Consider the following 19080-nt stretch of genomic DNA (forward strand, 5'->3'; position numbering starts at 1 on the left):
TCTTGGCAACCCCGTGCCAGAGGCTTACGTTCGTGGCTCTACGGCCCGCTTCTACGGGCGTAGAGGCGCAGACGTCGCGTCGAAGGAGCAGCTCATGGCCAACGTCGTACGTGCCGCCCTGGTCCAGGCCACCTGGACCGGCGACACCGAGTCCATGGTGGCGAAACACGAGGAGCACGCCCGCGAGGCGGCCCGCCGGGGCGCGAAGATCATCGGGTTCCAGGAAGTCTTCAACAGCCCCTACTTCTGTCAGGTCCAGGAGCCCGAGCACTACCGCTGGGCCGAGGCCGTCCCCGACGGCCCGACCGTGCGCCGGATGCAGGACCTCGCCCGCGAGACCGGCATGGTGATCGTCGTGCCGGTGTTCGAGGTCGAGCAGTCCGGCTTCTACTACAACACCGCGGCCGTGATCGACTCCGACGGCAGCTACCTCGGCAAGTACCGCAAGCACCACATCCCGCAGGTCAAGGGCTTCTGGGAGAAGTACTACTTCAAACCGGGCAACCTCGGCTGGCCCGTCTTCGACACGTCCGTCGGCCGCGTCGGGGTCTACATCTGCTACGACCGCCACTTCCCGGAGGGCTGGCGGCAGCTCGGCCTGGCCGGTGCCCAGCTGGTCTACAACCCCTCCGCCACCCATCGCGGCCTCTCCTCCCACCTGTGGCGGCTGGAGCAGCCCGCCGCGGCCGTCGCCAACGAGTACTTCGTCGCCGCGATCAACCGCGTCGGCCAGGAGGAGTACGGCGACAACGACTTCTACGGGACGTCGTACTTCGTCGACCCGCGCGGGCAGTTCGTCGGCGACGTCGCCAGCGACAGCACCGAGGAACTGGTCATCCGGGACCTCGACCTCGACCTCATCGAAGAAGTGCGGCAGCAGTGGGCGTTCTACCGCGACCGCCGCCCCGACGCCTACGAAGGGCTGGTGCAGCCGTGACCCACGACCTCCTGGGCCGCCACCGGGCCGTGCTCCCGGACTGGCTCGCCCTCTACTACGAGGAGCCCCTCGAGATCACCCACGGCGAGGGCCGCCACGTCTGGGACGCCCAGGGCAACCGGTACCTCGACTTCTTCGGCGGCATCCTCACCACCATGACGGCGCACGCGCTGCCCGAGGTGACGAAGGCGGTGAGCGAGCAGGCCGGCCGGATCATCCACTCCTCGACCTTGTACCTCAACCGCCCGATGGTCGAACTCGCCGAGCGCATCGCCCAGTTGAGCGGCATCCCGGACGCCCGCGTCTTCTTCACCACGTCCGGCACCGAGGCCAACGACACCGCCCTGCTGCTGGCCACGGCGTACCGGCGCAGCAACACCATCCTGGCGATGCGCAACAGCTACCACGGCCGTTCCTTCAGCGCCGTCGGCATCACCGGCAACAGCGGCTGGTCCCCGACCTCGCTCTCCCCGCTCCAGACGCTGTACGTCCACGGCGGCGTGCGCACCCGCGGACCGTTCGCCTCCCTCAGCGACGACGACTACATCGCGGCCTGCGTCGACGACCTGAGGGACCTGCTCGGCCACACCCGCCCGCCGGCCGCGCTGATCGCCGAACCCGTCCAGGGCGTCGGCGGCTTCACGGCGCCGCCGGACGGGCTGTACGCCGCCTTCCGCGAGGTGCTGCACGAACGCGGCATCCTGTGGATCGCCGACGAGGTGCAGACCGGCTGGGGCCGCACCGGCGAGCACTTCTGGGGCTGGCAGGCTCACGGCCGCAACGGGCCGCCCGACATCATGACCTTCGCCAAGGGCATCGGCAACGGCATGTCCATCGGCGGCGTCGTCGCCCGCTCCGAGATCATGAACTGCCTGGACTCCAACAGCATCTCCACCTTCGGCGGCACCCAGATCACCATGGCCGCCGGCCTCGCCAACCTCAACTACCTGCTGGAGCACGACCTCCAGGGCAACGCCCGGCGCGTCGGCGGCCTGCTCATCGAGCGGCTGCGGGCCGTCGCCGCGCACGTTCCGGCCGTACGGGAGGTACGCGGCCGCGGCCTGATGATCGGTATCGAGATCACGAAACCGGGGACCGACGAGGCCGATCCGCAGACCGCGGCGGCCGTCCTGGAGGCGGCCCGGGAGGGTGGCCTGCTGATCGGCAAGGGCGGCGGCCACAACACCAGTTCGCTGCGCGTCGCCCCGCCGCTGTCCCTCAACGTCGCGGAGGCCGAGGAGGGCGCCGCGATCCTCGAGAACGCTCTGAGGAGCATCCGGTAGCAATGCACTGAGCAAGGGACCCGCCACCATGACCATCACCCTGGATTCCCTGGAACCGGCCCTGTCCGTCCGGCAGGTCCTCACCCTGGAGCGGGTGCTCGCCGGGGAGCCCGAGGTGGTGGCCGGCGCGAGCCACCTCGACCGCCCGGTGCGCTGGGTGCACGTCGCCGAGGCCGCCGACGTCGGTGTGATGCTCAGCGGTGGCGAGATGGTCCTCACCACCGGTGTGCTGCTCGCCGGCGACGAGGACAAGCAGGCCGAGTACGTCCGGTCGCTGCACCGCGCGGAGGCCGCCGCCGTCGTCCTCGGACTCGGCCGCGCCTTCCCCGCGGCGCCGGACGTGATGCGCCGGGCCGCCGAGCGGTGCGGCCTGCCGATGGTCGTCCTGCACCGGCCCTTCCCCTTCGCCGAACTGACCGAGGAGGTCCAGTCCCGGCTCGTGCGGCGCAAGTTCGCCGCCGTCAGCCTCTCCGAGGCCGTCCGCACCGAACTCACCGCCCTCATCACCGCCGGCGCCCCGCTGCAACGCCTGCTCGACGAGGTCGCCCGGCACAGCGCCTGCCCGGTCGTCGTCACCAACCTCGCCCACCGCGTCCTCGGCACGGCGGGGGAGCGGCCCGCGGTGGACGACGTGCTGCGCGACTGGGAGCGCATCGCCCGGCAGGCAGGCGGCACCGAGGGCGACGGCTGGATCCGGGCCGAACTGGGCGGGCGCGGGGAACGGTGGGGCCGGATCGTGCTGTGCGGATACCGGGGCGACACCGCCACCGGACGGCTGCTGGCCGACCGCGCCGCCGAGGCCCTCGTCCTGCACCGCATGCTCGGCGGCGGCGCCGCGTGCTCCTGGGAGGAGCAGTCCGCGCAGAGCCTGCTGACCGACCTGGTCAGCGGCGTCGTACCGGCACGGCAACTGCTGCCCCGGGCCCGTGCGGCCGGGCTGCCGGTCAACCGGCGCACCTTCGTGCCGCTGGTGGTCCGCGACGGCGACCCCGCCCGGCTCGAACGCCTCCTGCGGCTGCTGGGCCTGCCCGGGCTGGTCGCCGAACTCGCCGACGGGGCCACCGCCGTGCTGCTCAGCCTCCCCCGGGACCAGGACGCGGGTGCCCTCGCCGCGCACTTCGCGACCCGGCTGCGCACCGAGTCCGGCCCGGACCACACGGTCGTGGCCGCGGCCGAACCGCGCGCCGCCTGGGACGACGTACCCACCGGACTGCGCGAGGCCCAGCACGTCGCGGACGCCGTGGCCGACTCCTCCGCCGTCCTCGACCTCCCGCCGGTCGTGCGCCTCAAGGACGTCCACCTGCGGGGCCTGATCCGCCTGCTGCGCGACGACCCGCATGTGCAGTCCTTCGCGGAGCGGGAGCTGGACGGGCTGCTGTGCGAGACCGAGGAGGACCTGCTGTCGGTGCTGCGCACCTACCTGGCCACCGGCCGCAACAAGTCCCGCACCGCACAGCTCCACCACGTCTCCCGGCCGGCCCTCTATCGCCGTCTGGAGGCCATACAGGTGCGCCTCGGGGTGGACCTCGACGACTTCGAGCAGGCCGCCTCGGTGCACATCGCACTCCTCGCGCACGACGCGCAACAGCAGTGAAACATGCGACCACCTGGGAAAACGGCGGTGAAACATGGGTCCCCAGCAGAGTGACACGGTGGCACGCCGCACGCCCTCAGACGTGACACGGTGCAACTCAAAGACCACGACGCGACTTCCTAGGCTCACGGCACACCGAGCGACCGGAGGTCCCGATGAGCCCAGTGATCCGTGCCGCCGTCTTCCAGACCGCCTGGACGGGCGACAAGGAATCGATGATCCAGGTCCACGAGCAGGCGGCCCGCGACGCGGCCGCGCAGGGCGCCCAAGTCCTGTGCTTCCAGGAGTTGTTCTACGGACCGTACTTCTGCCAGGTCCAGGACCCGGCCTTCTACGAGTACGCCGAGCAGATCCCCGAGGGCCCGATCGTCCGCCGCTTCCAGGCCCTCGCGAAGGAACTCGGCATCGTCCTGGTGCTGCCGATGTACGAGGAGGAGCAGCCCGGCGTCCTCTACAACACCGCCGCCGTGATCGACGCGGACGGCTCCTACCTCGGCAAGTACCGCAAGACACACATCCCCCAGGTCAGGGGCTTCTGGGAGAAGTTCTACTTCCGCCCGGGCAACAGCGGCTGGCCCGTCTTCGACACGAAGGTCGGCCGTGTCGGCGTGTACATCTGCTACGACCGTCACTTCCCGGAGGGCTGGCGCGCCCTCGGCCTCGCGGGTGCCGAGATCGTCTTCAACCCGTCGGCCACCTCCCGCGGGCTCTCCGCCTACCTCTGGCAGCTGGAGCAGCCGGCGGCGGCCGTCGCCAACGAGTACTTCGTCGGCGCGATCAACCGGGTCGGGGTCGAGGAGTACGGCGACAACGACTTCTACGGCACGTCGTACTTCGTGGACCCCGAGGCCCAGTTCGTCGGCGAGGTGGCGAGCGACAAGGAGCCCGAACTGGTCGTCCGCGACCTGGACATGGCCAAACTCCGAGAGGTCCGCGACCGCTGGCAGTTCTACCGGGACCGGGCTCCGGGCGCGTACGGGCCACTGACGGCACCGTAGAACGCCGTCGAGGGGCACGCCCTCAGGGGCGCGGGGAACTGCGCGAGCAACCACTGACAACCGGCACCTACCGACCGCGAGGAGCGATCACGACATGAGCAGCCGTACAGTCATCCGCGGCGGCCTCGTCATCACCGCGTCCGACGAGATCCACGCCGACGTCCTGATCGAGGACGGCCGCATCGCCGCCCTCGCCGCCTCCGGCACACCCGCCGCCGAATCCTTCACCGCCGACCGCGTCATCGACGCCACCGGAAAGTACGTCATCCCCGGCGGCGTCGACGCCCACACCCACATGGAGCTCCCCTTCGGCGGCACCTTCGCCTCCGACACCTTCGAGACCGGCACCCGCGCCGCCGCCTGGGGCGGCACGACGACGATCATCGACTTCGCCGTGCAGAGCGTCGGGCACAGCCTGCGCGAGGGCCTCGACGCCTGGCACGCCAAGGCCGACGGCAACTGCGCCATCGACTACGGCTTCCACATGATCGTCTCCGACGTCAACGAGCACACCCTCAAGGAGATGGACCACCTGGTCGAGGAGGGCATCACCTCCTTCAAGCAGTTCATGGCCTACCCGGGCGTCTTCTACAGCGACGACGGCCAGATCCTGCGCGCCATGCAGCGCTCCGCCGAGAACGGCGGCCTGATCATGATGCACGCCGAGAACGGCATCGCCATCGACGTCCTGGTCGAGCAGGCGCTGGCCCGGGGCGAGACCGACCCGCGCTACCACGGCGAGGTCCGCAAGGCCCTGCTGGAGGCCGAGGCCACCCATCGCGCCATCAAGCTCGCGCAGGTGGCCGGCGCGCCCCTGTACGTCGTGCACGTCTCGGCGACGGAGGCGGTCGCCGAGCTGGCCCGGGCCCGCGACGAGGGGCTGAACGTCTTCGGCGAGACCTGCCCGCAGTACCTGTTCCTGTCCACCGACAACCTCGCCGAGCCGGACTTCGAGGGCGCCAAGTACGTGTGCAGCACGCCGCTCAGGCCGAAGGAGCACCAGGCCGCACTGTGGCGGGGACTGCGCACGAACGACCTCCAGGTCGTCTCCACCGACCACTGCCCCTTCTGCTTCGTGGGCCAGAAGGAACTCGGCCGCGGCGACTTCTCCAAGATCCCCAACGGCCTGCCGGGCGTGGAGAACCGTATGGACCTGCTCCACCAGGCGGTCATCGACGGGCACATCTCGCGCCGCCGCTGGATCGAGATCGCCTGCGCGACCCCGGCCCGGATGTTCGGCCTCTACCCGAAGAAGGGCACCATCGCGCCGGGTGCCGACGCCGACGTCGTCATCTACGACCCGCACGCCGAGCAGGTCATGTCGGTGGAGACGCACCACATGAACGTCGACTACTCGGCGTACGAGGGCAAACGCACCACCGGCCGGGTCGAGACGGTCCTCTCGCGCGGCGAACCCGTCATCACCGAGCGGGAGTACACCGGGCACGCCGGGCACGGCGTGTTCACCCCGCGATCCACCTGTCAGTACCTCAACTAGGAGTGGCGCAGATGGACTTCGGACTCGTCCTGCAGGCCGACCCGCCGGCGTCGCGGGTGATCAGCCTGATGAAGCGGGCGGAACGGAACGGCTTCACCTACGGCTGGACCTTCGACTCCACCGTGCTGTGGCAGGAACCGTTCGTGATCTACAGCCAGATCCTGGCCAACACCACGACGCTGAAGGTCGGGCCGATGGTGACCAACCCGGGCACCCGCACCTGGGAGGTCACCGCCTCCACCTTCGCCACCCTCAACGACATGTTCGGCAACCGCACGGTCTGCGGCATCGGCCGCGGTGACTCCGCGATGCGCGTGGCCGGCCGCAAGCCCAACACCCTCGCCCGGATCAGCGAGGCCATGAAGGTCATCCGGGACCTCGGCAGCGGACGGGAGGCGGACCTCGGCGGCACCGTGGTCCGGTTCCCGTGGATCACAGAGGGCGCCGAACTGCCCGTGTGGATGGCCGCGTACGGTCCCAAGGCCCTGAAGATGGCCGGTGAGGAGGCGGACGGGTTCATCCTCCAGCTGGCCGACCTCTACCTCACCGAGTACATGGTGAAGGCCGTGAAGGACGCGGCCGTCGCCGCCGGCCGGGACCCCGCCGGGGTGACCATCTGCGTGGCCGCCCCCGCGTACGTCACCGAGGACGACTCGCCCGAGGCGCTCGCCCACGCGCGCGAGCAGTGCCGCTGGTTCGGCGGCATGGTCGGCAACCACGTCGCCGACCTCGTCTCCAAGTACGGCGAGCACTCCTCCCAGGTGCCCGACGACCTCACCGAGTACATCAAGGCCCGCGAGGGCTACGACTACTCCCACCACGGGCGCAGCGGGAACCCCGACGCCCAGTTCGTGCCCGACGAGATCGTCGACCGGTTCTGCCTGATCGGCCCGGTCGAGAAGCACATCGAGAAGCTGGAAGCGCTGCGCGCCCTCGGCGTGGACCAGTTCGCCGTCTACGACATGCACGACGCGCAGGAGGCCGTGATCGAGGCCTACGGATCGCGGGTGATCCCGGCCGTCAACGGCTGACCTCCTCCGCCGCACCACCCCCCTGTGAACTCCCCCTTCCCAGCGGCTCGGGAAGGGGGCCCAGGACGCTCCCCGCCGCACCCGGAGCGCACCCCCCATCGGCGTCACCGCACGGCCTTTCCCGTCCCACCTCCCCTGATTGGCCCGGCCCATGACCGATACCGCTCCCACGGCCCCACCGCCCACCACCCAAGTCACCCGCGACGACGGCCGGGTGGAGATCGCCCCGGGCGCCCCCGCACCCACCGGCCCGTACGCCAACGAGGACCTGCTGCCGGTCCCCGTCGAGAAGCGCACCTGGACCACGTACAACTTCTCCGCGCTGTGGGTCGGCATGGCCCACAACACGGCCTCCTGGACCCTGGCCTCCGGGCTCATCGCCGTCGGCATGGACTGGAAGCAGGCGGTGCTCACCATCGCCCTGGCCAACGTCATCGTGCTGATACCGATGCTGCTCACCGGGCACGCCGGGCCGAAGTACGGCATACCCTTCCCGGTCTTCGCCCGGGCCTCCTTCGGTATCCGCGGCGCCAACCTGCCCGCCGTCGTGCGGGCGTTGGTGGCGTGCGGCTGGTTCGGCATCCAGACCTGGATCGGCGGCGAGGCCATCTACTTCCTGGCCGGCAAGCTCATCGGCACCGGCTGGACGGACGCGGCGAAGGTCGGCGGCTACGCCTGGACGATGTGGCTGTCGTTCGCGATCTTCTGGGCGCTGCAGGTCGTCATCATCTACCGGGGCATGGAGACGATCCGCCGCTTCGAGAACTGGGCGGCGCCCTTCGTGCTCGTCGGCGCGTTCGTGATGCTGTGGTGGATGAGCGACAAGGCGGGCGGCTTCGGCCCGCTCTTCGACCAGCCCTCCAAGCTCGGCTGGGGCCCGGACTTCTGGAAGCTGTTCGCCCCCGCCCTCATGGGCATGATCGGTTTCTGGTCCACGCTGTCGCTGAACATCCCCGACTTCACCCGCTACGGCAAGAGCCAGAAGGCACAGACGTGGGGCCAGGCGCTCGGCCTGCCGACCACCATGACCCTCTTCGCGTTCCTGTCGGTGATGGTCACCTCTGGCTCCCAGGCCGTCTACGGCGAGGCCATCTGGGACCCGGTACAGCTCGCAGCCAAGACCGACAACACGGTGGGCCTGCTCTTCGCGCTGGTCACCGTCCTGGTGGCAACGCTCTCCGTCAACGTCGCGGCCAACCTGGTCTCACCGGCGTTCGACTTCTCCAACATCGCGCCCCGCAGGATCAGTTTCCGGGCCGGCGCCCTCGCCACCTGCGTCCTCGGTGTGCTGATCTTCCCGTGGAAGCTGTACTCCGACCCGCAGGGCTACATCTTCACCTGGCTGGGCCTGGTCGGCGGCCTGCTCGGCACCGTCGCGGGCATCCTCATCGCCGACTACTGGATCCTGCGCCGCGCCCGGCTCGACCTCGCCGACCTGTACCGGCCGGGCGGCCGCTACTGGTACGAGGGCGGCTGGAACTGGCGGGCCGTCGTCGCCTTCGCGGTCGGCGGTGTCCTCGCCGTCGGCGGCGCGAGCTTCAAGCCGCTGATCGACGGCCGTCCCATTCCCGCCCTGGCCGATCTGGCCGACTACGGCTGGGCGGTGGGCCTCGGCACGTCGATGGTGGTGTACCTGGTCCTGATGGCCACGCGGGGCCGGAGCACGGTCTGAGGAAGGCAGGCGCGCTGGAGGGCGCTCAGTCCTTGTCGCTCTCCAGCGCGGCCACCGCTTCCTTCGCGGCCTTGATGGCGCCCTTGTTGATCGTGTCCATGCTGGGCGCCTTCTTCGACTCGAAGTCACTGCCGTTGTAGGTGATCATCACCAGTGCGTTGGACGCGCGGGCGATCACGACGCCCTCGCGGGTCTCCTGCTTGTCCTCGGTGGTGAGGTTCACGACGGAGTACGCGCTGTCACCCAGACCGGGGACGGCCCCGCCGCCGCTCTTCTTCTCGGTGTGCGCCTCGTACGACTTCTGCGCCGCCTCGTCCGACTCCAGGACCTCGTAGGACACGTCGAGCCAGCGGTAGTCGTACCCCTTGAGCGCGTTCCAGGAGCAGGTGCGGCGCAGCTTCGTGTCGGTGGACGGGATCTCCTTGCCGGCCGACTTGGCGCCCGGCACCAGCGACTCGATCGTCTTCTTGGCGACACTCTCGCACGGGGCGGGCGCGGCCGAGTACGCCTTCGGCACCGTCGACGTCGACGGGGCGGACGCGGACTGGGTCTCGGTCTTCTCTTCGGCCTGCTTGTGCTCGGCGGCCTGCGGCGCGGCGAGCGGACCGGACGACAGCGCCCAGCCCGCCGCGGCGAGCACCACCACCGGGGACAGCCGGGCGGTCAGGGCGAGGGGCAGAGGTAGGGAACGCACGGCGCCCTTCTCGTGGGGGACGGCGGTGCGGAACGGGTCCGCACGGCGGACGGGACGACAGTGTCACACGAGTCCCTGTGGCGCGGAAGTGCGGTCCCGGCACACAAGCTGCGGGAATACCGTTTGCACCGGCATGGTCGCGCTGCGCAGCCTTGATCCATGACTTCGCCCACTTCATCCAGTGCAAGTCGGGACATACCCCAACTCTCCACCGTTCGCGACGACATCCTCGCCTACTACGCCCTCGGCAAGGAGGACGCCCGTCTCAGGCAGGGTTCGGGTCGGCTCGAACTCTGGCGGACGCGGGACGTGCTCCGGAGGCTCCTGCCCGCAGCCCCGGCGCGCGTGCTGGACGTCGGCGGCGGCAGCGGTGTGCACGCCGAGTGGCTGGCGCGGGACGGCTACCGGGTCGAACTCGTGGACCCCGTGCCGCTGCACCTGGAGCAGGCCGCGCGGCTGCCCGGTGTCACCGCCCGCGCAGGGGACGCCCGGGCCCTGCCCGCCGAGGACGCCGCGTACGACGTGGTACTGCTGCTCGGCCCCCTGTACCACCTGCCGGAACGGGCCGACCGGATCCGGGCATTGGCCGAGGCGCGCCGGACGGTGCGGCCCGGGGGACTGGTCGTCGCGGCCACCATCAACCGGTACGCGGCCCTGCACGACCTGCTGCGCGAGGAACGCTACTTCGACCCCGCCCACCGGGCCCGCACCGACTCCGTCTCCGAGCACGGCCGGCACCCCTCCCAGGACGAGGGCAGCCTCTTCACCACCGCCTACCTCGCCCGACCGGACGAACCTCCGGCGGAGTTCGCCGAGGCGGGCCTCACCGTCGGCGGCCAGTACGGCATCGAGGGCGTCGCCTGGCTCATGGACGGCGTCGAGGAGTGGCTGGACGACCCCGAGCGGCGCGAGGCCGTCCTCGCGGCGACCCGGCGTATCGAGTCCGAGCCGGCCCTGCTGGGCGCGAGCGGGCATCTGCTGACCGCCGGCAGGCGCCCCTGGCCGGGGCCGGTGAGCCCCTGACAGGTTTTGACGGGACCGCGACAGGGGGAGGGGACGGCGTACGACGACGAGAGATGAGAAGCCCGTATGTTCACGTCCCGCCCGACCCTCCAGGGCACCTTCGGCATGGTGTCCTCCACCCACTGGCTCGCCTCGCAGTCGGCGATGGCCGTCCTGGAGAACGGTGGCAACGCCTACGACGCGGCCGTGGCGGGCGCCTTCGTGCTGCACGTCGTCGAGCCGCACCTCAACGGCCCGGCCGGCGAGGTGCCGATCCTGCTCGCCCCGGCCGGCGGCGAGGTGCGGGTGCTGTGCGGGCAGGGCGTCGCACCGGCCGGGGCGACCGTCGCGCACTACCAGGGCGTCGGCCTGGACCTCGTCCCCGGCACCGGGCCGCTCGCCGCCGCCGTACCGGGCGCGTTCGACGCCTGGATGCTGCTGCTGCGCGACCACGGCACCAAGACCCTCGACGACGTCCTGACGTACGCCATCGGCTACGCCGAGCACGGGCACGCGCCCGTGGAGAGCGTCGGCGAGACCGTCGAGACCGTGCGCGAGCTGTTCGAGACGGAGTGGACCTCGTCGGCGGACGTCTACCTCCCCGGCGGCAAGGCGCCGCGCCCCGGTGAGCTCTTCGCCAACCCCGCACTCGCCGCCACCTGGAAACGCCTGCTCGCCGAGACCGCCGGCGCGGGTGGCAGGGAGGCGCGGATCGAGGCCGCCCGGCAGGTGTGGCGCACCGGGTTCATCGCCGACGCCCTCGTCCGCCAGGCGGGGCGCCCCACGAGGGACACCAGCGGGGAACGCCACACCGGCACCCTCACAGCCGCCGACCTCGCCGCCTGGTCCGCGACCTACGAGACACCGGCGACCTACGACTGGAACGGCTGGACCGTGTGCAAGCCGGGCCCCTGGAGCCAGGGCCCGGTCCTCCTCCAGCAGCTCGCCCTGCTCCCGCCCGAACTGCCCCCCTATGGTTCGGCCGACTACGTCCATCTCCTGGTCGAGAACTGCAAGCTCGCCATGGCCGACCGGGAGGCCTGGTACGGGGACGCCGCCGACGTGCCCCTCGACGACCTGCTGTCCGACGGGTACAACACGGCCCGCCGCGCCCTCGTCGGCGAGCGGGCCGACCACGACCTGCGGCCCGGCAGCCCCGGCGGGCGCACACCGCGGCTGTGTGCGCACGCGCGCGTGGCGGCGGCCGCCCAGGAGGGCTTCGACGCCCTGGGCGTCGGCGAACCGACCGTCGCCAAGAGCCCGGCGTCCCCCGTGCCGGGCGAACCGGAGATCCTCGCCGACGGGACCACCCGCGGCGACACCTGCCACCTCGACGTCGTCGACCGCTGGGGCAACATGGTCTCGGCCACGCCCAGCGGCGGCTGGCTCCAGTCCAACCCCGTCGTGCCCGAACTCGGCTTCCCGCTCGGCACCCGGCTCCAGATGACCTGGCTGGAGGAGGGACTGCCCAACTCCCTCACCCCCGGCCGCCGCCCCCGCACCACCCTCACGCCCTCGATCGCCCTGCGCGACGGCCTGCCCGTCATGGCGTTCGGCACGCCCGGCGGGGACCAGCAGGACCAGTGGCAGCTGCACTTCTTCCTCGCGGTCGCCCTGCGCGCCCAGGTGCGCGGCGGCCCCGACCTCCAGGGCGCGATCGACGCCCCGAACTGGCACAACGACAGTTTCCCCGGCTCCTTCTACCCGCGCGGCATGCGGCCGGGCAGCGTGACCGTGGAGTCCCGCACCGACTCCGCCGTCGTCGAGGAGCTGCGCCGCCGCGGCCACGACGTGACCGTGGGCGGCCCCTGGTCGGAGGGCCGGCTGTGCGCGGTCGCACGGGACCCGGAGACGGGCGTCCTGTCGGCGGCGGCGAACCCGCGCGGGATGCAGGGGTACGCGGTGGGCCGGTGAACCGGCGGGGACCCGCCGGCGTGCGAGCCTGCGGGACGCAGCGCCGTCCCGCGCGCCCGGACGCCCCGCTGTTCATCACGATGCCACCCTCATTCCACCGGGCGGGCGGGCCGTGTCAGTGGCACGTGTTGTCATGGAGGGGTGAACGACAGCAACGAAACCATCGAAGAGTTTCTCGCAGAGCAGGCCTCCGACGTCGAAGAGGCGATCCGCAAGGCGGCCGCCACCGAGATCATGCCGCGCTGGCGCCAGCTCGCCGCGCACGAGGTCGAGCAGAAGAGCGGCCCGCACGACCTGGTGACCGACGCCGACCGCATGGCCGAGCTGTACCTGACCGAGGCGCTGGCCGCCCTGCTGCCCGGCTCGGTCGTGGTCGGCGAGGAGGCCGTCCACGCCAACCCGGCGTCGTACGACGCGATACGCGGCGACGCCCCGGTCTGGATCGTCGACCCGGTCGACGGGACGCGCCAGTTCGTGCGCGGTGAAGCAGGGTTCTGCACCCTGGTCGCGCTGGCCCACCGCGGCACCCTGCTCGCGTCCTGGACGTACGCGCCGGCCCGCGACCGGCTCGCCACCGCCCAGCGGGGCAAGGGCGCCCACCTCGACGGGGAGCGGCTGTTCGCCGGAGTGCCGGAGCCCGGCCGGGACCTGCGCGTGGCCGCCTCCCACCCCGACTACACGACGGACGAGGAGAAGCACGCCCTGCTCGGCCTGCGTGCCGACGGGGTGGCACCGCGCCCGTGCGGCTCGGCCGGGCTGGAGTATCTCGCCATCGCCCGCGGCGAGTTGGACGCGGTGGCGTTCTCCTGGGAGGCCGCCTGGGATCACGCGGCCGGTCTGCTCCTGGTCGAGGAGGCGGGCGGCGCCCACCTGACCCTCGCGGGCGAGCCGTTCCGCATCTCCGGCGGCAACGCCCTGCCCTTCACCGCGGCCCGCGACGCGGCCACGGCCCGCCGGGTGCTGGGCCTGCTGTCGGGCGGGGCCTGAGCGGCGGAACCGTTGCATGCCGCACACAGCTGATGACCCAGCGTGCGCGTGTGCAGGTTCCAGCCACCGCAAAGCGGCCTTCCGCACCGGAAATCACCACCGGCCGGTGACTGTCAGTCTCCGGGCATATCCTGATCCCCAGTGGCCGTCGGCTGACGAAGGGGTCCGAGGTGCCGTCGATGCTCGATGCCGTCGTAGTGGGTGCGGGGCCGAACGGACTGACCGCGGCCGTGGAGCTGGCCCGCCGCGGTTTCTCCGTCGCCGTTTTCGAGGCCCGGAGCACCGTGGGCGGCGGAGCCCGCACCGAGGAGCTCACCCTCCCCGGCTTCCGGCACGACCCGTGCTCCGCGGCCCACCCGCTCGCCATCAACTCACCGGCGTTCCGCGCCCTGCCGCTCGAGCGGTACGGCCTGGAGTGGCTGCACGCCGAGCTGCCCATGGCGCATCCCTTCCTCGACGGCACAGCGGCCGTCCTGGCCCGGACGGTCGGCGAGACGGCCGCCTCCTTCGGCCCGCGCGACGCCGGGGCGTACCGCAGGCTCATCGAGCCCTTCCTGCCCAAGTGGGACACCCTCGCCCGGGACTTCATGTCCCTGCCGCTGACCGCGCTGCCCCGCGACCCGGTGACCCTCGCCCGCTTCGGCCTGGCCGGGCTGCCCCCGTCGACGCTGCTGATGCGCCGCTTCCGGGACGAACCGGCCAAGGCCCTGTTCTCCGGGCTCGTCGCCCACGTCATGGCACCGCTCGGCGGCTTCGCCACCGGAGCCATCGGCATGGTCTTCGCCCTCGCGGCGCACGCCCGCGGCTGGCCCGTCGCCCGCGGCGGCTCCCAGTCCCTCTCCGACGCCCTCACCGCCTACCTGCGGGACCTCGGCGGCAGCGTCCACACCGACTACGAGGTCAAACGCCTCGACGACCTGCCGCCGGCCCGGGCCTACGTCTTCGACACCTCGCCCACCGCCCTGGCCCGCATCGCCGGCTTCGGCGACCACTACGCCGGCTACCGCTACGGGCCGGGCGTCTTCAAGGTCGACTACGCGCTGGACGGCCCCGTGCCCTGGACCGCGAAGGAGGCCCGCGCCGCCGGCACGGTGCAGGTCGGCGCGAGCAGCGCGGAGATCGGCGCGGCCCTGCGCGCGGTGTCCCGGGAGGGCCGGGCCCCCGACAAGCCGTTCCTCATCACGGTCCAGCCGAGCGTCGTCGACCCCACCCGGGCCCCGGCGGGCAAGCACGTCTTCTGGGCCTACGGCCACGTCCCGAACGGCTGGACAGGCGACCTCACCGACACCATCGAGCGCCAGCTGGAGCGCTTCGCCCCGGGGTTCCGCGACCGCGTCCTGGCCCGCGCCACGGCCGGCCCGCCCGAACTCGCCGCCCGCAACGCCAACTACGTCGGCGGGGACATCGCCTCCGGCGCGGCATCCGGCCTCCAGCTCCTGCTGCGCCCCAAGCTCACCCTGTTCCCGTACCACACCCCGCATCCGGCCGTGTTCATCTGCTCGTCGGCGACCCCGCCGGGCCCCGGAGTGCACGGCATGTCGGGGCACAACGCGGCGAAGGCCGTCTGGAAGCGGCTGAGGCAGACATGACGGCCATCGAACTGGTCCAGGGCGACATCACCCGCGAGAGCGTCGACGCGATCGTCAACGCGGCCAACTCCTCACTGCTGGGCGGGGGAGGGGTCGACGGAGCGATCCACCGCCGCGGCGGCCCCGCGATCCTGGAGGACTGCCGCCGGCTCCGCGCGGCGCACCTGGGCAAGGGCCTGCCCACCGGCCAGGCCGTCGCCACCACCGCGGGCGACCTGGACGCCCGCTGGGTGATCCACACGGTCGGCCCGGTGTTCAGCGCGAGCGAGGACCGCTCCGGCCTCCTCGCCTCCTGCTACCGCGAGTCGCTGCGCGTCGCCGACGGTCTCGGCGCCCGTACCGTCGCGTTCCCCGCGATCTCCACAGGCGTCTACGGCTGGCCGCTGGACGACGGCGCCCGCATCGCGGTCGAGACCGTACGGGCGGCGGGCACGACGGTCGAGGAGGTCAGGTTCGTCCTCTTCGACGAGCGGGCGTACGAGGCGTTCGCCGCCCGGCTCGGCTGACGCGGCGGCCGGCTCAGACGGGCTCCGGCTCGAAATGCTGCAGCAGGTCCCGGCCGGGCTGGACGACGCCGTAGCTGCTCTCCGGTACGGCGTTCCACACGCCGGGGAGATCGCCCAGCGGCTCCGACACGACCAGCCGCGTCTCGTCCGAGACGTGGTTCAGGAACCCCAGGTCGGGGTGGAGGGCACGCACGTCCTCCACCCTGCTGCTGAAGTACAACGAGCGTGATTTTCCCGCGCTGGAGTAGCGGAAGAACCACACCCGCTCCCCGTCGGTCACCGCGACCGTCATCTGCAGCGGCTGCGGCACTCCGTGCTCGCGGCCCAGCCGTTCGATGAGCCCCGTCATCCGGGCCACCGCACCGGGCGGATCGCCGTCCAGCCCGAGGGTGAGCGCCACGTGGAACATCACCTCGGAGTCCGTCGTGCCCTCCATCGACGGGAACAGCCCCGGGTCCACGGCCAGCATGAGATCCCGGCGCAGTTCGCGGAACCCGTCGATCGCGCCGTTGTGCATCCACATCCACCGCCCGTGGCGGAACGGATGGCAGTTCGTCTGCTGCACGGCCGAGCCGGTGGAGGCGCGTACATGCGCGAAGAACAGCGGCGAGCGGACGTGGTCGGCGATCTCCCGCAGATTGCGGTTGCTCCAGGCCGGGCCGGTGTCGCGGATGACGGCCGGGGTGCGCAGGTGCCACGCGTACCAGCCGACGCCGAAGCCGTCGCCGTTGGTGGTCTCGACCCCCATCCGCGCGTGCAGGCTCTGGTCGATCAGCGAGTGCTCGGGGCGGTAGAGGACATCGTCGAGCAGCACGGGAGTGCCCGAGTAGGCGAGCCAGCGGCACATGGCCGATACCCCTGTTCCGAGCCGCCCGGGCCGGGCCCGCGCGGCTCCGTAGGTGGTGTGCGTGGACCTCAGGGAACCCCGTTCGCGCCGGGGACGCATCGCCCGCCGCGGGTGGTTGCGGGGCCCATGGCCGGGCGTGCGCGGGTGAGGGAACGCCGAGATCCTGATCGCGGCCCGGCACCCTCGTGCGCCGGGTGCGGGCCCTTTCGGCGCCGCTGACGATGGTCAACGGGTCGGCCGACGCCCCGCCGCTCAGCACCGCCCGGCTGCGGCACCGGGCCGGCGGCCGGCCCGCCCCCGGCCCCCGCCCGTTCCGTCGAGGCGCGCCCGCCGCGCGGGCCAGCCCCCCCGGGTCCTCACCGTGGAGGCGTTGAGCGCGCGAGCGGGACGTCTGGCCGGCTCGCCCCGGGCCCCCGCCCGTCCCGTCGACGGCGCGTCTGCCGCGCAGGCTGGCCCTCCGGTCCTCACCGTCGAGGCGCTGAGCGCGCGCGAGCGGGACGTCTGGCCGGCTCGCCCCGGCCCCCGCCCGCCCCGTCGACGGTGCGCCTGCCGCGCGGGCCAGCCCCCCGGTCCTCACCGTGGAGGCGCTGAGCGCGTGAGCGGGACGTCCGGCGGCGTCGTCCCCGGCCCTCGCCCGTTCCGTCGACGGTGCGCCTGCCGTGCAGGCCACCCCCCGGGTCCTCACCGTCGAGGCGCTGAGCGCGCGCGAGCGGGACATCCGGCGCGGCGGCGCGGTCCGGCGAGTCCGCGCGCTGAGGCTCCTGTGAGCCGCGCGGCGAGGTTCACCTGCGCCGGGTGAGGGCGGACGCCCCGCCGGAGCGGACCATGGCAGGACGAGGGCGCACCCCGCCCGCCCCAGGCCGCCCGGGGGAGCAGCACATGCGCTACGAGATCCGCGTCGCCGGACAGATGTCGGAGACACTGGCCAAGGTCTTCCCGGAGCTGGAGCACGTGGTGATGGCCGGTCAGACGGTCCTGTTCGGCCCGGTCACCGACGAGGCCCACCTGTACGGGCTGCTGACCCGGTTCCAGTCGCTGGGACTCAGGGTCGTGGAGATGCGCCGGCTGCCGGAGTGACCCGGGGACGCCCGCACCCAGCGGACAGGACCGGGCGGTCACTCCGTCGCCGCGTGGAGGCGGCCCGAGCGGACCGCAGCGCCCAGCGCCTCGAAGTCCCGCTCGTTCTGGTCGGCGTAGGCCTGGGCGAACACGGTGAGCGCGCGGTCGAAGCGGTCGCCGCCGCCCAGATAGGCCGCGATGGCGATGGGGTCGCCGGAGCGGGCGTGGGCCCGTGCCAGGCTCGCCCCGCACAGCCGCCCGAACAGCCGGAGCAGCCCGGGGTCCATGGTCTCCGGCCGGGCGATGCCCTTCCAGTCCCGCAACTGCCGTACGTAGAAGTCCCGCTCCTGCCCGTCGAGGCCCAGGGCGTGCGTCCAGCCCAGCAGGATGTCGCTGGTCGTCTGGATCAGCCGTTGTCCCGCCACCACGCGCCGGCCCTGGTTGTCGTAGCGGTCGCCGCCGGAGTGGGCGGCGAGCACCGACTCCTGTGCCTCCTTGGCCTGGAGCAGCAGCGGATCGTCGTCGTCCCGGCCGAGCAGCAGCACGATCCAGCAGCGGGTGCCGACACTGCCGACCCCCACCACCTTGCGTGCGATGTCCACCAGGCGGTAGCGGCGCAGCAGATGCCGGCGCTCGGACGACAGGGTCCGGGCGTACCCCTCCAGGACGGCGGCCAGCTCCCTCTCCCGCCCCTGCCGCGAGGAGTGGTCCATCAGGTCCCGCAGGGGGGTGATCAGCGGCGGGTCCGGTGTGATCCGCCGGCCCTCGGCCGTGGCCCGGGTGAGCTTCGTGTAGGCCTGCATGTGGGTACGGGTCCGGGCGCTCGCCGTGGCCTTCGCGGTGCGGCGCCGGGCCTCCTTGGACATCGACGCGGCCATCAGCTCCCGCAGGTGGTCGGCGTCGTCCTGGGCGTACCAGATGTCCAGGTTGCGCATCCCGGCGAACTCCCGCATCCGCCGCCGGTAGGCCCGGAGACACGTCTCCACCGCGCTGTTCTGCTCCGCCGCCGAGAAGTCGTTGGCGCGGCCCGCGATGGCGAAGCTGGCCGCGAGCCGCTTGACGTCCCACTCGAACGGCCCGGCCAGCGTCTCGTCGAAGTCGTTGATGTCGAAGACCAGATGGCGCTCCGGCGAGGCCAGCAGCCGGAAGTTCAGCAGATGGGCGTCCCCGCACAGCTGCACCCGCAGCCCGGTGTCCATGGTCGCCCCGAGGTCCGCCGCCATGATCGCCGCCGCGCCGCGGTAGAAGCGGAACGGGGACTCGAGCATGCGGCCGTAGCGCAGCGGCACCAACTCCGGTACGCGGGTGGCCGACTGGTGCTCCACCACCTCGACCGGGTCGAACCGGTCCGGTCCCGCCTCGAATCCGGCCTGGGACGACCGCGGCACCCGCCGCCGCGCGTCCCGGCCCGCGGCCGCCCGCTCGGCGGGTGACATGAAGGTCATGAAGGGGCTCGGTACGGTCATGGC

General features: G+C 72.2%; 16 protein-coding genes. 13 read left to right on the top strand and 3 right to left on the bottom strand.

The features are described 5' to 3' along the window. Positions 1 to 94: 94 nt before the first annotated feature. From AB0G20_RS11835 to AB0G20_RS11865, 7 genes are all read left to right on the top strand, one after another. Positions 95 to 937 carry a nitrilase-related carbon-nitrogen hydrolase gene (locus AB0G20_RS11835; protein WP_248509395.1) on the top strand — a complete coding sequence of 281 codons (843 nt, stop codon included), beginning with the start codon at positions 95 to 97 and terminating at the stop codon, positions 935 to 937. Then, positions 934 to 2220 carry an aspartate aminotransferase family protein gene (locus tag AB0G20_RS11840; RefSeq protein WP_361299653.1) on the top strand — a complete coding sequence of 429 codons (1287 nt, stop codon included), beginning with the start codon at positions 934 to 936 and terminating at the stop codon, positions 2218 to 2220. The genes AB0G20_RS11835 and AB0G20_RS11840 overlap by 4 nt, the downstream gene beginning before the upstream one ends. A 28-nt stretch (positions 2221 to 2248) precedes the next feature. After that, positions 2249 to 3814 (top strand): PucR family transcriptional regulator, encoded by a 1566-nt coding sequence (locus AB0G20_RS11845; RefSeq protein WP_361299656.1) that lies wholly within the window; start codon positions 2249 to 2251, stop codon positions 3812 to 3814. Between the two features lie 155 nt (positions 3815 to 3969). Next, entirely contained in the window at positions 3970 to 4812 is an 843-nt protein-coding gene (locus tag AB0G20_RS11850; RefSeq protein WP_361299659.1) for a nitrilase-related carbon-nitrogen hydrolase, read from the top strand. A gap of 94 nt (positions 4813 to 4906) precedes the next feature. Further along, complete coding sequence (hydA, locus tag AB0G20_RS11855) at positions 4907 to 6310, top strand: dihydropyrimidinase (RefSeq protein WP_361299662.1); 1404 nt, start codon at positions 4907 to 4909, stop codon at positions 6308 to 6310. A gap of 11 nt (positions 6311 to 6321) precedes the next feature. After that, positions 6322 to 7341, top strand: a complete 1020-nt coding sequence (locus tag AB0G20_RS11860) for a TIGR03842 family LLM class F420-dependent oxidoreductase (RefSeq protein ID WP_361299665.1) — start codon at positions 6322 to 6324, stop codon at positions 7339 to 7341. A gap of 151 nt (positions 7342 to 7492) precedes the next feature. Beyond that, positions 7493 to 9013 carry an NCS1 family nucleobase:cation symporter-1 gene (locus AB0G20_RS11865; protein WP_361299668.1) on the top strand — a complete coding sequence of 507 codons (1521 nt, stop codon included), beginning with the start codon at positions 7493 to 7495 and terminating at the stop codon, positions 9011 to 9013. A 25-nt stretch (positions 9014 to 9038) separates the two neighbouring features. Here the strand turns inward: AB0G20_RS11865 and AB0G20_RS11870 are convergent, their stop codons facing one another. Beyond that, positions 9039 to 9707, bottom strand: a complete 669-nt coding sequence (locus AB0G20_RS11870) for a hypothetical protein (RefSeq protein WP_361299671.1) — start codon at positions 9705 to 9707, stop codon at positions 9039 to 9041. 159 nt (positions 9708 to 9866) lie between these two features. Between AB0G20_RS11870 and AB0G20_RS11875 the strand changes: the two genes are divergently transcribed. The 5 genes from AB0G20_RS11875 to AB0G20_RS11895 all read left to right on the top strand — a co-directional run bounded on the left by AB0G20_RS11875 (position 9867) and on the right by AB0G20_RS11895 (position 15705). Further along, positions 9867 to 10730, top strand: a complete 864-nt coding sequence (locus AB0G20_RS11875) for a methyltransferase domain-containing protein (RefSeq protein WP_361299674.1) — start codon at positions 9867 to 9869, stop codon at positions 10728 to 10730. Positions 10731 to 10796: 66 nt separating this feature from the next. Next, positions 10797 to 12623, top strand: a complete 1827-nt coding sequence (locus AB0G20_RS11880; RefSeq protein ID WP_361299677.1) for a gamma-glutamyltransferase — start codon at positions 10797 to 10799, stop codon at positions 12621 to 12623. 141 nt (positions 12624 to 12764) lie between these two features. Beyond that, the gene (locus AB0G20_RS11885) at positions 12765 to 13610 is read left to right on the top strand and encodes an inositol monophosphatase family protein (RefSeq protein WP_361299680.1); all 846 of its coding nucleotides are present in this window, start codon (positions 12765 to 12767) and stop codon (positions 13608 to 13610) included. Positions 13611 to 13789: 179 nt separating this feature from the next. Further along, on the top strand, positions 13790 to 15199 hold the full coding sequence (locus AB0G20_RS11890) for an NAD(P)/FAD-dependent oxidoreductase (RefSeq protein WP_361299683.1): 1410 nt from the start codon (positions 13790 to 13792) through the stop codon (positions 15197 to 15199). Beyond that, positions 15196 to 15705 carry an O-acetyl-ADP-ribose deacetylase gene (locus tag AB0G20_RS11895; RefSeq protein WP_361299686.1) on the top strand — a complete coding sequence of 170 codons (510 nt, stop codon included), beginning with the start codon at positions 15196 to 15198 and terminating at the stop codon, positions 15703 to 15705. The genes AB0G20_RS11890 and AB0G20_RS11895 overlap by 4 nt, the downstream gene beginning before the upstream one ends. A gap of 13 nt (positions 15706 to 15718) precedes the next feature. Here the strand turns inward: AB0G20_RS11895 and AB0G20_RS11900 are convergent, their stop codons facing one another. Continuing rightward, the gene (locus AB0G20_RS11900) at positions 15719 to 16552 is read right to left on the bottom strand and encodes a class II glutamine amidotransferase (protein WP_361299689.1); all 834 of its coding nucleotides are present in this window, start codon (positions 16550 to 16552) and stop codon (positions 15719 to 15721) included. An 879-nt stretch (positions 16553 to 17431) separates the two neighbouring features. Here AB0G20_RS11900 and AB0G20_RS11905 point away from each other — a divergent pair. Further along, entirely contained in the window at positions 17432 to 17629 is a 198-nt protein-coding gene (locus AB0G20_RS11905) for a hypothetical protein (protein WP_361299692.1), read from the top strand. Between the two features lie 38 nt (positions 17630 to 17667). Here AB0G20_RS11905 and AB0G20_RS11910 read toward each other — a convergent pair whose 3' ends face one another. Further along, positions 17668 to 19077, bottom strand: a complete 1410-nt coding sequence (locus tag AB0G20_RS11910) for a DUF2252 domain-containing protein (RefSeq protein WP_361299695.1) — start codon at positions 19075 to 19077, stop codon at positions 17668 to 17670. Between the last annotated feature and the right edge of the window lie 3 nt (positions 19078 to 19080).

Source organism: Streptomyces sp. NPDC024017 (assembly GCF_040638895.1).
In the GTDB taxonomy this organism is placed as follows: Bacteria; Actinomycetota; Actinomycetes; order Streptomycetales; family Streptomycetaceae; genus Streptomyces.